9 protein-coding genes are annotated in these 13,458 nt (G+C 58.9%); 7 read left to right on the top strand and 2 right to left on the bottom strand.

The window, feature by feature from the left end; all coding sequences use genetic code 11:
* The first annotated feature begins 1,282 nt into the window (after positions 1-1,282).
* From ACGFNJ_RS29840 to ACGFNJ_RS29825, 4 genes are all read left to right on the top strand, one after another.
* The gene (locus ACGFNJ_RS29840) at positions 1,283-1,624 is read left to right on the top strand and encodes a DUF5663 domain-containing protein (protein ID WP_393455431.1); all 342 of its coding nucleotides are present in this window, start codon (positions 1,283-1,285) and stop codon (positions 1,622-1,624) included.
* A gap of 29 nt (positions 1,625-1,653) precedes the next feature.
* A complete protein-coding gene (locus ACGFNJ_RS29835) occupies positions 1,654-3,993 on the top strand; it encodes a P-loop NTPase fold protein (RefSeq protein ID WP_393455428.1) in 2,340 nt (779 codons plus the stop codon).
* A complete protein-coding gene (locus ACGFNJ_RS29830; RefSeq protein WP_393455425.1) occupies positions 3,993-6,251 on the top strand; it encodes a hypothetical protein in 2,259 nt (752 codons plus the stop codon). Before ACGFNJ_RS29835 ends, ACGFNJ_RS29830 begins: the two co-directional genes overlap by 1 nt.
* Before the next feature lie 203 nt (positions 6,252-6,454).
* Positions 6,455-7,033 (top strand): recombinase family protein, encoded by a 579-nt coding sequence (locus tag ACGFNJ_RS29825; RefSeq protein ID WP_393456485.1) that lies wholly within the window; start codon positions 6,455-6,457, stop codon positions 7,031-7,033.
* 831 nt (positions 7,034-7,864) lie between these two features.
* Here ACGFNJ_RS29825 and ACGFNJ_RS29820 read toward each other — a convergent pair.
* Together ACGFNJ_RS29820 and ACGFNJ_RS29815 are read right to left on the bottom strand one after the other, a co-directional pair.
* Positions 7,865-8,161, bottom strand: a complete 297-nt coding sequence (locus tag ACGFNJ_RS29820) for a pentapeptide repeat-containing protein (protein ID WP_393456482.1) — start codon at positions 8,159-8,161, stop codon at positions 7,865-7,867.
* A gap of 118 nt (positions 8,162-8,279) precedes the next feature.
* Positions 8,280-8,714 carry a hypothetical protein gene (locus ACGFNJ_RS29815; protein WP_393455423.1) on the bottom strand — a complete coding sequence of 145 codons (435 nt, stop codon included), beginning with the start codon at positions 8,712-8,714 and terminating at the stop codon, positions 8,280-8,282.
* Between the two features lie 1,325 nt (positions 8,715-10,039).
* Between ACGFNJ_RS29815 and ACGFNJ_RS29810 the strand changes: the two genes are divergently transcribed.
* Genes ACGFNJ_RS29810 through ACGFNJ_RS29800 form a run of 3 tightly spaced genes read left to right on the top strand, consistent with a single transcriptional unit; the run spans position 10,040 to position 13,278 of the window.
* Positions 10,040-11,497, top strand: a complete 1,458-nt coding sequence (locus ACGFNJ_RS29810) for a hypothetical protein (protein ID WP_393455420.1) — start codon at positions 10,040-10,042, stop codon at positions 11,495-11,497.
* A gap of 7 nt (positions 11,498-11,504) precedes the next feature.
* The gene (locus tag ACGFNJ_RS29805) at positions 11,505-12,575 is read left to right on the top strand and encodes a hypothetical protein (RefSeq protein WP_393455417.1); all 1,071 of its coding nucleotides are present in this window, start codon (positions 11,505-11,507) and stop codon (positions 12,573-12,575) included.
* 34 nt (positions 12,576-12,609) lie between these two features.
* Positions 12,610-13,278: an HD domain-containing protein gene (locus ACGFNJ_RS29800; protein ID WP_393455414.1), complete on the top strand. Its 669-nt coding sequence runs from the start codon at positions 12,610-12,612 to the stop codon at positions 13,276-13,278.
* Positions 13,279-13,458 lie beyond the last annotated feature (180 nt).

The following is a 13,458-nucleotide window of genomic DNA, read 5'->3' as shown; positions in this document are numbered from 1 at the left end:
GGGTAGCATTCGCTTGCCCCCTGATCCTGAGCGTCGAGTGTTCTACTAGGGATCCCCGAGCAGTTCGGCCATCTCGGCCAGGGCACGAGTACGGTGTCCGCACCTTCTTTTGCCTCGGGCCACCCCGCGCCGAACGACTCAGCGGAGATTCCGCGGCACTCGGACAGCAGCGCTGCAATATCCGTGTCCAGGAAGGTCCGGCCGTTGATGAGCGATTCGACGACCTGCTGGACGTACCGACTGGTGTCGGTGACCTCGTCCGACACAGGGGCGAAGTCGGCGTAATTGGATTTGGCCCGTCATTCCGCATCCTCGAACGTTGGTGCGATTCAATGGGTTAGACGCGGCAGAGTACCGTCCGGTTCCTTCATTTGACCGTAGCGGCGGCCACAGCCGAGGGCCTTGGAGCGCAGCCGCCTATAACATGGAACCCGTCGGCAGTGCCCTGTCGACTGTTCGGCGGACAGACAGTGCACACCTGTATTGGGACACTCGTTTGAGCTGGACCATTCCATCCACGAACGGCCGGCTACCTCCAGTCGTACGAGAGGGATCGAACCGAGATGTCCCGGTGTAGAGGAATTTTCGCCAAACTACAGCATCAGCAGCAACGGGAGGAGCAGCGTCAGCGCGCTGCTGTGCGTGCACACAATACGGTTGTCCGCGAGGCCCAACGGTTCGCTAGGGGGCAGCAGAGGTTTGCGGCAACCGCGATGCGAGCAACAGCCGCAGAGCGAGCCGCCACGGAGAAGGCGGCCAAGGCGGAAGTCACCGATATAAATGCCCGGCTGGCCATGGTGTATGACGAGATCGACGATCTGCTCGAGCGACGCTGGATGTCGACGACTGGGTCGACCTGGAGTCGCTTCCCAATACATCGAAGACCGTCCGTTCGATCGTCCCGACCTGCTCGCCCCGCCCCCACCGCCGCAGTACCACGTCTGTCCGGACTTCGTGCCGCCCGCACCGCCGACGGGTCTCGCTGGAGCCCTGAGCGGGAATCGCAAGCACACCGCACAAGTGGAGGCGGCCGACACGAATATCTTGCATCGGTACGCGCGTGGGAGCAAAGTCTGCTTCAAGTGCTGTTGCTGAATACTGGCTGGCGTCAGCGCGAACAGGAACGCGCGAAGCGCTGGGAGGTCCGGGCGGAGCGGAACCGAGAATGGTGCGAGAGCAGCGGGAAATAATGCTGGACGGTTGATCAAAATTGGTCTACACGAATTCAAGATCGATAACCGATTCGCAGGAATGCCAGCTGTGGGTGTGCTATAAAAGCGTCATGACTCGACTCAGTCTCGGCCCTGAAATGCTGGCCGAAGCAGGTTACCGGAATCTCACTCGGAATCAGGTCGAGGAGTGCATTAAGGATTTGTACGATACTCTCGAGGTCCGGGTCGGGCGGAGCCTGTCGCGAAAAGCGACAGCGTTGCAATTGGCGCAGTTCGAGAAGATTATCGATCGCGAGGGCGACGACGGTCCCGAGGGGGCGATCTGGTTGCGGAAGAATCTCCCGGATTATAGGGAAGTGGTCGTCGAGGAGCTGGGTCTGATATTGGATCGACTGAAGGCGGCGGCGGCAGCTCATCACATCAAGAGAGATATGACGCCTGGTGGCCGATAGTTCGTCCGTATAACTAGCAGGGAAATAATGTGCGTAGGATTGCCGCGTATTCCATCCTGACCGGACAGCTCGAGCCGACAACCGAGCTGAAAGATCTTGCTCGGGTCGCTGTCGACCTATTGCATGCGGATGAGACGCCCGACCCACCGGTCGACAATAGCGTCGACGCTGCGGAATGCTATTTCAGAAGCGCGTCCATACTAGAGGGTGACTCGGTCGTCGCGATCGTCGGCGAACGCGGATCCGGAAAAACGACACTGCTGACCACCGTGTGCCGGTTCATATTGGAGAATACTGACGATGTGCTACTGCCGATCACGCGGCCGGAGTCCTTTCGTTCGACGGATTCGCTCATCTCGGTGTTCGTATCCCATCTGCGTGAACTGATCGAGATCGGGCTGTCACACGAGCAGAGGACGGACAACGGCGCCGCCGATCCGAAAATCGCGCTGTTGATACAGCAGGTCCTCAAGAGCGCCGCGCTGACCGCACCGAGGACGATCGACGTGCTCAGCAGAAGCTCAGACAGCTTGTCTCAGTACGCGCTCGACGCAGTGGGCCTGATCAAGCACAGCGACCAATTGGGCCCGCTGCTCCGGAATCTCGTATCGCAGACCCGGGTCATTTTGCGGAAGCCGGTCGACTGCCCCATTGTTGTACCGCTCGACGATGCCGACCTCGTGCCGCACCGGACCGTCGAGATCCTGTCAGACCTGAGGACGCTCAGCTCCATTCCCGGTGTCATTCCGTTGATCTGTATCGATGGCGGTAATCTTCAGCGGCATCTGGAGGCCGATCTGAGCAGGGAGTACGGTCCCGGTTTGCATGAGGGCCATGTCCGGGCGCTGGCCCGCCAGCAGATCATCAAAACGATACGTCCCGCAAACTCGATCGCACCGCCCTACTTGCGGCCAGGACGTCGGCTGGCATTCGCCCCGCTGCTCGAATCCGAAACGCTGCTAAGCCTGCTCCGAAAAATTCTCGGCCTGCTCGACCCTACCGGTGTCGAGGCCCACGCCATCATCGAATGGCTGGTGGACTCCGAGATTCCTACGACCCTGAATTCGGTCACCGGCGTTGCCTGGCTTCCGGACACGCCGCGCAGCCTCGAGAACCTTTGGCGGGTCTCCTACGAGCTGGAGTCCGCCCTGCGCAACAGTGAGATGTGGAGCATCGGGCCGTGGCTGTCACGATGGTTGGACGAAATCTGCGCTCGGGCGGACTACGGGCTGCGGTTAGATGTGGAACGAGTGGAGATCGTCGACGGCGCGATCTCCATCGAGGCTTCTACTGCCTGGACATCCGGCCTGCTGATGAACGTTCTCCCATCGGGCGCGTGGCGAACCGTGATCGATGATTCCACTGTTCGCCTGCGGATCCGCAGGTTTTGGCGCCCCGCGCTGAGCTTGCCCTCGGAGTCGAAGGACAAGGACTCGATGACCGAAGCCGACCTCGGGTCGGGGGCTGCCTCGTCGTTCCTTCTGTTGCAAGACATATTCCGGCTGTCCGGATTCGCAGAGCCCCGGCCGCGGGCTGCCTCTGATATTTCGTCGACAGATTTCTTCTTTTTGCAGTCCATCAAGATGGCCGGTCAAAACACGGATGATCTCTTCTTTCTTTTCCCGATCTCCGTTGGCGCTGTCTATACTCAACGCTCGCACGCCATATGGAACTCCTTGTACAATTCTCTCTACGGCAGTCATTTGGCCGATCATGCGAAGCTCGCTCTCTTTATCCGTCGATATGTCGCCCTAATTCTGAGATCGTGGTGGTCCAGCCAAGGGGCGGAGGAAATACTTTCCGATGATCCGCCCGATATGTTCCAGCTGATCGATAGTTGCGGCCGGGTGTATCTTAAAGAAGAAGGTCGCTACGGCGGCAGGGTCCGCGACAGTTACACGCCTGGGAAAGCTTTTTGTCACTGGTTCGAGACCGGTCTGCCTTACGTGTTCCATCAGCTACTGTTCCCAGAAGACATCAATCTTCCCGTGCTGATAGAAACGTGGCTTAAATATCTGACGGTGGCGCGACGAGGCGCGGAAGGGCTGGACGAATTGCGGTCCAATCTCCGTAGCCGGATCGAAAAGAATGTCACCCCGCCGACTCGAATTGGCAAAGAGGGGCTGTGGTTGTGTGGGTATACCGCGCTGTTCGATCAGGTTGATTCCGACATGCGTGGGAGTATCGAGCACTTGCTCGGTGAGTACGAGAAATTGCGAGGTCGAGGTGTGATCGGAAAGACGTCGACGAGTGATGCGGTAGAGGTGGTCGCGGACACCTCCTCCTACTCGTTCGCCGAGACCGCCACCGCCGAAGGTGTAGCTGAGCGTGAACTCATCGCCTCGGTGCTCGCGCAGCTGAGACGTTGATGGGAGCAGCGACAACCGCCGCACTGCTGGCAGCGCGTGCCTTCGGACGTATCGAATGGATGGGGCTGTCGCACCAGCAACTGGTCCGCGTCAGCCTGATGTTGGGAGTCGACCGGGCGCCATTCGAGTTGGCCACTGTCGTCCGGCGGCTGGCATCGCCCGGGGCGACGACCCCGCAACTGGCCGAGGAGATCAGGGCGGTGCTCCAGAGGTTCGCGTACGATCCGGTCAAGCTCGCGGTGTACGGCGCGAAAGCGCCGGTGGAGCTGGTCGGTCACCTGCTTCCCGTGGAGTTGATCGGCTCGCCTAAAGCCACCGTTGGCCCGAGCCACCATTGTGAGAAGGATCTTTTGCTCGCGGATGCCCACCTCCACTCGGGTGCCTCGATGGGGCTGGAGACGTTGATCCGGATGCTCTGTCTTTCGACGAAATCGTCGCCGCCGGAGTTGCGGGAGGTCGTCGGACATGACGAGATAGGCGAACCGTACTCGGTCGGCGTGATCGTTGCCGCGCTGCGTCAGTTCTTGATCATCCTCGCGAACCAAACGGCAGGAAAAGCTGTCGAGATGCCCCCTGAGATCATGGCCAAGTGGGTGGACGGCGAGTTTTGGGCGTGCGTCGGCTCGGCGGCCGTTATCGGTTTCAAGGACGCAGCTGTCGACCATCCCTTCACCTGGGACGTTCTCTCGGCGGTATCCAGCGTCCCGACGGCTACCATGTGGGACCCGATCCAAATCCTGCATAAGTTCGTTAGCGACAGCGTCGCATTCGGTGACATGCGACAGCGACGCCTATGCGAGGGCTTGATGGCCGCACTGTTTCTCGTGAACCGCTTTTTGCGGTCGAGCCCAGGAGAGGGGCTACCGTCGTTCGTCGACCGCTTCGATCAGATGGGGTTGCTAAGAGATTCGTCGGTGTCAGTTGGTCGCGCCCTTGCGGTGGCTCACTCGGTCGATTGCGTGATGACCGAGGAGCAGGTGGTCGCCGCCGAGTTTCGCAAGTCGATCGGTGCGTCGACCGGAACATCGCTCGCCGATCTTGAACAGAAGATCTTGCGGAGCCTTGCCGATCATCTGGCAGGTTTTGTCGGGAGTTCGGCGCTTGCCGCTGCGCCGCGACGGCTGTCGATGCCGGTGACATTCCTGCGCACCCGTGAGCGTCTCGAGAACGGCGACGCTCCGGCACTCATCCATTCGCTCCAGCCGCTGTGGCGGCTGACTTCGGCGATCCTGAACGTACTGGCATCGCATCGGGAAATCGGTGCGTACGTCAACGCGGTGGACGTCGCCGGTGACGAACTCGCCATGCCCAATTGGGTATTCGTCCCGTTGCTCGATCATCTGGGCTCCGTCGGCGCGGGCACGGGGAGGACGCTGGTGCGTTCGTGTCATGCCGGGGAATCGTTCCTTGCCCGCATCCAGGGCCTGCGAAGCATCGGTGAACTCGTGCTACCCAATCGTGTGGTCGAGCGGGTTGGTCATGCTCTCGCTTTGGACCGAATCACTTCGGACTTCGTCCTGGGTTCGGACAATCGGGAATACTCCCGTCGGTCGGTAGTCGACGACATGTGCTGGATGATCGCGTCCGGCATCCACGCCGCCGAGGCACGACTCCTTTTGGAGCGAATCGTCGCCGACACCAACCTGCATGCCGGCGGGATCGTGGTGGAGGACATGGTCGGGGCGTGGATCAGCCGTCGGTCGGTGTCCGGTTTCCAGAGGTTGGGATTAGGGAACGGAATCGAGTTTCCGCCAGAAAGCGTGACGGCCGATACCGCCCGCCTCGCAGGCGGTGAACAGCTGGCGTTGCTCTTATTGACGCACCGGGCGCCATTCTTTCCTTTCGACGTGCTCGATGTACCGCTCGGAGACAATCTGACCGGTCACTATGAGGAGATGAATGCCGATTTCGGTGAATCGATTGCCGGGATGGTCGTCGAAGCAATGAAGTCGGACGTCGTCATCGAGGCGTGCCCTACCTCGAACATGCGATTGTCCGGGCTGCCCAGAGTCGCCTATCTCCCTATCGAGCGGTGGCAAAATCTGGGTCTGCAGGTGAGCCTCAATTCAGACGATCCGCTGATCTTCGGCAGTCCGATCATGGCCGAGGCGGAACTGGTCGGCAGATACTACGCCGAACGTGTCCTGGCTAGCCTAAGCCGAGTGTCCACCGAATCATGTTGTGCCGGTGTCGAGGAAAGCTCGACTGCCGAGTACGTGGTGATCGCCGAGATGGCGCGGACCGCGACCGTCGTTTAGCGGCTTGGCCGTCGTAGTCATCCGACTCTGACCATCCTGCTCCTCGACGCCATCGAGAGGGCGGGCGCGCGCCCTACGGGTACGTCGTGGTCGACGGGCCGCCGCATCCCAATCCGCACCGCGCAGCGGACGGGCTCAAGCTGCGCATCCTCTCGATCGATGTGGCCGCGGCGCCGGTTGTCCAGCGCCTGTTCCGCGAATAAATCGGCGGCCGAGGCGATAAGGCAATCGCGGAAGGACTCAACCGCGACCAGATACCGTGCCCTTCAGCCCATCGCCCCGAGCAGAACCGCCACTACTCCGGCGACGGCTGGCAGGCACCAACAGTCGCGGCGATCCTGCAGAACCCGCGCTACACCGGCTACGCGGTGTTCGGGCGATGGACCAAGCGAGAAGAACTGATCGACCCCGATGACGTTGCAGCTGGTTATGCGATCCGGTTCGTGCAAGCGACCGCGGATCGCATCATCCGCTCCCGACGTCCTGCCCATCCGCAAATCGTCTCCGTCGAACAGTTCACCGAAGCGCACCTGATCCGCCGAGGCCGAGCCGGCATCACCAACCGAGACCACGCCAAACTCGAGCGGACCAGAACACTGATCCCACGCCCGTACCTGCTGCGCCGGCACATCCGCTGCGACGCCTGCAACCGCAAAAATGCAAGCCGAACTAGTCAGCCAGAACGTCTATTACCGCTGCCGTGCAAGAACTCTCACACCCGGCAGCGATGCGCTGACCGATCACCCAATGACCGTAAACCTGCGAGAATCAATACTCTTTGACCCGCTCGATGGTTGGCTCGCAACCCTTTCCGATCGCAAGCATCGAAACCAGACCATCGCGACCCTCCTGGAAGCCCAAGAAACCGACGACACAGATGCACAGAGTCCAGTAAGCGCGTCCGGCCGCACATCCGATGCGCTCATTGGCACACCTACTGGACCGGCCCCCGCGACCAGCCCACCCCCGATGTGCGCTGGCTGCACCCAATCCTGGTCCACCCCCGCCGACCGCGATGCCTCACGCGCTGTAGTCATCGACGACTCATAGCGACCTGGTAGATGAGCGAGAACGATGTCACGCCTAGATGTGTTCGACAGATAAGCATCAAGGCAATTCGATGACGCACGCGCATCAATAATCCCGCCGGTCGGTTCATAGGCAACAACTTCCGATGCCCGACGAATAGCCTCGCTACCCCTTGCGTCCGCAAACCGCGCTCACAAGTCCCGTCCCCGCTCACCTCCGCGGTGCCGTCCCACCTCTCGCAAACCGCAACACGGCCACCCAAACCAGCCCCGCTCGAAACACCCTCCGATGCCGGTCATCTCCTGCGTCTAGTTTCGCCTCCATCTCGTCTCCCTTCCATCTAGTCCCCCGTACAGTCCCTCATTTCTCCCTCCGATCAGTACCTACCTCTCCAACTGTCTGCGAAGCCGCTGATCGGAGGAGGAAATGGTGCTCACTCGTGGTACCTCATACCAATGAGGTACCACGAGTGAGTACCTTGCCGCGAAGGGCGGACTATCTGAGCAGTACGCTCGGGTGCGCGTCCGAATCGACGGTGCGACAACAGCACAGTCGAGCACGAAAGACCATGCGCGACACGATCATCAACACGGCACCGTAGCCGATCGAGTGGATCGCCCGCCGTGCAGCATCCCGTAGCCGCATCGGCAAACCCAAACGGTCGATGCCTCCGCGGTGCCGGTCCCTCCGCGGTAGCCCGCAACTTGGGCATCCCAAACCAACCCGCTGAGCCGCTGGGGGCTGCCCTCGAAAGTCACGCCCTGGAACCAGGTGTCGCCCTCGAAAGTCGCGCTAGTGAAGCCGGTGTCGTTGGAGAAGGTCGCTCCGTCGAACTGGGCACTGCCACCGAACTTTGCCTTGAAAAAGTTGGCGCCCTCCAGGTGCGCTGTGCGAAAGTCGAAACTGCTTGATGACCAGCCGTGTTCAGCCTCAGGACGAAGGTGGTCGGCAATGGCTCGGACGATGGTCGTGCGTACTTCGCGATCGTTCTGCCGGTATTCAGTGTGTTCTTCCTGCTCGCCTCCGTCGACGCTGGAGGTTTTTGGTCACTAACTTGGTGCGGCCGGACCCGCCCTGTTCCGGGTCGTAGGGCAGGCGCAGGTAACCGCACAGTACGTCGATGCACTGCTGCCGCCTCAGACCGGACTGCTCGTCCGCGACACCGACCATCGCGTACACCCCGGCGATACGAATCGCTGCGGACTTGTCAGCCAGCTGGGTCGCCGCGGCTCCGAACCGCTCCCGCAACGCCGCTTCTCGGGCCCGCTCGGTGTCGTCTGCGTGGCGTTCACGCTCCCGCGCCATCTCTTCGTTGTGGTGTTCCTCGGCCTGATCGCGGGCGCTTTGGCCATTAAGGTACGTGAGGATTCCTGCCGTAAGCACGCCTGATCCTGCAAGTAGCGTCGCCAACGGCTGCGAAAAGTCGGCATCCACCCCGAGAGCACGGCCGCGCCAAACCCGGCGACACCAGCGCCAACAACTATGAGTGCGATTGACCGCCACAACGATATGGCTGATTTGTGGCGCGCAGGCTTCTCCCCTTCAGACACGGAGGCAGAGTACAGAATTGGGCAGTTCCCGGACGGACCACCACGACGCAGACTGTCGAGAATGTTCAACTACCGGAGCCAGGTGCCGAGATCAGGCCGGCTCGCCGTGCAAGGTCAACTGTCGACGGGAATCTTCCGTACGTCCATCAGGACCGGGCTGCCGCGAAAGCAAGAAACACGGCCTGCTCAGGATATGGTTCCGCCGACACCAGAGAGCGCACAACTCACGCCGTAGCCGGGCTGCTTCGTCGGTGGTGACCCAGCCGCCTGGGGATCGAGCCGACAGTGCACCGCGCCGACGGAAAGTCATGCGCAGGAACATGATTTGTGAGGAGCTAGGCCAAGGCTCAGGTAGTGGCCATGGCGACGGCATCGTGCGCCGCCCACCTTGGAGGCATCCGCCCGACCGCGCATCTTGGAAAATGTGCTGGCCGCTGTGAAAGCCAGTACTAGTTCGTCCGAGCCGATTGCTTCTTGGCAGTGTGAGCACGGGAGCGACCGAGCTCGTTGCGACTGTCGGCGAGCATCCTTCAGGCGACCACCGAATCCGCCTGAACTCGGCGGAGGTTCGGTGACCCCAACGCCACCAACTCCACCGAATGAGCATCGACCGGATTGGTTTTTCCGGCCGATGCCAGTTCGATCGGGAAGGGCACCGCTACTTCGAGCTTCTCACCTTGTACCTGGGGGCTCGATCCTTGTCAGGAGTCAGGTCCTAGCGTCAGAGTCAAGTAGCCGCTGGTCGCGCGTTCGACGCGGCCAAGCTAACGCTCGAACCTCCCGTGAGCCATTGACATCAGTCCGTGCCGCACCACGGTCGGTAAGGCCTCTTCAACTCCGCGACGCTCTGGATGTGTGATCGACTCGCGCGATGCGGCTGCCGGGACCGGTTCCGGACTCTGCACCTTCCGGCCGCCCAACCAAGCTCTTGGGTGTTTCGCACTGGCTAATGATTTGCAACGGATTTCTTCTACAAAAGGGAACAAACGGTTGGTCGTCTGCATTGCTAAGGAATTTGGCTGGATCGAAATTTCCCGTCTGACGGGTGAAGGGTGAAGGGTGACGCAATAAGATCGATGTGTCACGGTTGAGTGGGGGACGTGCTGCGGCTATGCTCCCGTGCCAGTATCGAGCCAACTCGATCGCCGTGCGGAGCGCCTGTGCCACAAGGCATAATCGACGGACGACGTCCCACCGAGGAGAGCCGTGATGTCAGCCAGCGCAGTTGGCTACACCGAGGGGTTTGCAGCGCTACGTGATGCTCGGATTGAACAGGTCATCGCCACGATGCGTGCTTCGATCGGTCGCGATGCCGCTGCAGTGCAGTCCACTCAGCCTGTATTCGAGCGGCAGCTTCGGCTGCATCTCCCTTCTCCTGACTGCAAAATTAGCTCCTCACCGTCTGTTGCGTACAACAGTGTTGCGCCGATTGTCGCAGCACGTGCCTATCGAATTTCGCACTCGCATTATCTCGCCAATATGCGAGCAGACTATTTCGGCGTTTCGAGTGATTTAAAGATTGATCGTTGCGGAACCGTGGCGCGTAACGATGAGAAGTTAAAGATTGATATCCGATCAGTGCCTCCATCAATTGGGCACGAGTATCAATCAAAGATTCACTATCTGCTTTCGCCGCGCGCTGATACACTATTTCAATTTGGCGCGTTTGAAGCCGGAGCCGACTATCCGCTGTTGTACGTTGGACTCTCCAGATGCGACCGCACGTATCACATCAATCTAGCTCGCGAGCTTACGTCTACAGCCGAAATGCAACCTCTAATCCTGACACGAATGGTGGGCGTGGCCGACTTGCCTAAGAATCTTGTAAGTTACACTATAGCTCGGATAGCCGAGAAGCTCGTGGTTCTCGGACAACATGGAATACTTTTCACTGCAGTTAATCCTCTACTCGGCTTCAGTGGTGCGTCCATGCTTGCTAGTAACTTTATTCCCTTTGGGTTGCTCAGAGTTGATTACCGGTACGAGCGAACTGGCGAGTTTGTCAATAATAGGATTGCGAGTCCGCTTGCACGCAAAACTACTGCCGATTGGCCGCCCAATGTCGTCTTGGGCCGACCTATCGATATGAAGTCACCGATTGCTTCGCGACTCAGGTGCATGCAGGAGACTCCATTCAGGGATCTGAAGATTCTCGACAAGGCGCAGAGCAGTTCTCCGAGCGCTCCTAAAGAACTGCTCTCAATTTTGTCGAAATTTCGCGAAGTTCTTGAACGTGGCTGGTGCCGTGAGACAATGCACCCGGATTTTGCCGAGGACTACATCGATGGGCAACCAACGGGGCAGTGTGGTGTGTCGTCAGTATGGCTCGCACGCAAACTGCGAGCGGACTTTTCCATGCAGTCAACCTACTGCTATGGTGAATTGTCTTTCGATCGAAACGATATTAGTCCGGTAAAGAGGCACTGCTGGATTGAGATCGGCGAAGAGCGGTCATCCAACAGAATTATCGTCGACCTCACCGCCGATCAAGCTGTGGGCTTCGATCAGCGGGTAATTATTCAGAGGGCCCATCAGCTTGAGGGGGATGGAATCAGGTATCAAGCCCGAGCTCGTAAGAATCTCGACGAACTAACTCAAGACGCCGTATGGGATCGGTTTATTGTGCTTTCTCAAAAGATAGATGGATACTACAACGAAGCCGCGTGATATATAGATGACCCTGCTCTTCATCTCTTCCGATGCACGCCCACGCTACGCGGAGGACATACTTACGGTAGTTGCCACACCGCCAGGCGGGATATTTCAATTTCGCTATGAAACCCGATATGTAGCTCCTGATATTCAATCCATCGTTGGAAATGGCATGATTGTAGGGCAGGATGCCGTTATTGCATTCGGCGGAAAGGTTGGAACTGTCGACGCATTTATTATGCCGACACGCTTGGCCTCCGTGCACTCGGCGGAGATCATTGCCGAGGCGCTGATTATCAAGTTTCTGGCTAAGGATTTCCCTGATGTCACTAGCCTTCAGCGCGATGCTGTGGATATTGAAGACAAAGGTAAAGTTGTACTAACTCAGGTTATGTCTCGGTATGGTGGCACCTACTGGCCTGCGGTTGCAAGAAGCGACGGCCTGGTCGCCAATGCAGCAGGCAGTGGGCCATCGGAGTGGAATGACGTTGTCTCTCGGTTGTCGAAGCTGTCGGCATTTTCCGGCAGCTTTTTCATCAGGCTGTCGTTGGTGTACGCCACCAATAAGAGCTTCAAAGAAATGTTTTCGAGGTCCAAGTTCTTCAGCATGACGCCGGTGGAACTACATGATGGCAGCGCTACATTGTCCAATAGAAATGCCGCAATTCTGCGATGTTGGTTTTCTCGTGAGACCCTGGCATCGGACGAACGTAGAATTACCGTAAAATGCGATGATGCAATCGTCCAGATATCTTCCGATGATTCGTATGATATTACATCTCGATACGATGATATTGAATTTTGGCTGCACCCCAGACGCTTGCCTGTGAATTCGCGAACCGTACTGTCAATTAGAGTGCCGGGAAATCCTCAAGTACCTGGTGATCTCACCACACGCGTATCGCTACCTATAGTGGTTAGCAGGCCAGTTGCACCCCGTCTGACCAGGGGGTTGACCAGCGCAGTCGGGGCCGGATTGATCGCCGCACCGGCTATTCTTGGTGTCGGATCCTCGCTTGGGCTTCGGCTCCTCTTGGCTGCGGCCGGAGCGCTGATCGTCTCGTTGGTTGCGGCGCTATCCGGAACACCGTGAGCTACCCGCATCCAGTCCGTTAGGAAGTCCCGCTATGGAGCACCCTGATGTAGATGATCTAATTCTTCTGCTGCGAGACCTCCTCCTTCCACTGTCCGAAGTTGAAAGAACCGTCAAGCTGCCTCAGCTGTCTGCCAGACGCGAGAATGTGCCCGAGCACTCCTTCTCTTTGGGGCTGACGGCCTGCGCGTTGGCTGCGTCGATCGCGCCTGAACTCGATCGCGGGTTGATTGCGCAATATTCGTTGGTTCACGACGTTGTCGAGCGATATGCGGGTGATACTTCGATCTGGGCACCTAGCGAGGTGCTCGGGTCGAAAATCTCACGAGAGAAGCACGCCCAGAGGAAAATTAGAAGCAATTTCGGAAATGTTTTCCCATGGATAGCCAACACGATAGACGCGTATGAACGCCGCGTGGACCCCGAGTCCAGATTCGTTTATGCCTTGGACAAGATACTTCCCCATATCTTAATAATTATCTCAAACGAGCATCCGGTCCGACCTCATTACGGTCGCTACGCGGCAAGAATATCGATAGCTCGGGCGAAGGTCGCCACTGATCCGAGGATCAGCCCCTACTTCGAGGAATTATTGGCGATATTTGACGAAAGGCCCCACTTCTTTGCAGACGGGGTGCCACAACACGGGCGCGTGAGCAATAGTCGCGCTGATTCTGCGGGCAACGACGGGTCACGTCGTTGAGTAACCGATACCCGTGGCCCCAATACGGCTGCGTCCGGTGAACGCCACCCCAACGCCTCCGTCCAACGACTGATAGCGTCCGGTCGGTCAAGTCCCGGGGCGTGGTGTAACTGAGTGGTCACCGCATGATCCGAAGTATGGTCAGGCGGTGAGTTCTGCTGGTGCTGGGTCCTCCTGTTC

This window comes from Nocardia sp. NPDC049149 (assembly GCF_043197455.1).
In the GTDB taxonomy this organism is placed as follows: Bacteria; Actinomycetota; Actinomycetes; order Mycobacteriales; family Mycobacteriaceae; genus Nocardia.
This window is presented reverse-complemented; position numbering and strand designations above follow the sequence as displayed.

What these genes read in the sequence shown, in the direction of transcription:
- ACGFNJ_RS29810 (WP_393455420.1), top strand. Translation starts at nt 10,040, where the DNA reads ATGTCAGCCAGCGCAGTTGGCTACACCGAGGGGTTTGCAGCGCTACGT.
- ACGFNJ_RS29840 (WP_393455431.1), top strand. Translation starts at nt 1,283, where the DNA reads ATGACTCGACTCAGTCTCGGCCCTGAAATGCTGGCCGAAGCAGGTTAC.
- ACGFNJ_RS29805 (WP_393455417.1), top strand. Translation starts at nt 11,505, where the DNA reads ATGACCCTGCTCTTCATCTCTTCCGATGCACGCCCACGCTACGCGGAG.
- ACGFNJ_RS29830 (WP_393455425.1), top strand. Translation starts at nt 3,993, where the DNA reads ATGGGAGCAGCGACAACCGCCGCACTGCTGGCAGCGCGTGCCTTCGGA.
- ACGFNJ_RS29800 (WP_393455414.1), top strand. Translation starts at nt 12,610, where the DNA reads ATGGAGCACCCTGATGTAGATGATCTAATTCTTCTGCTGCGAGACCTC.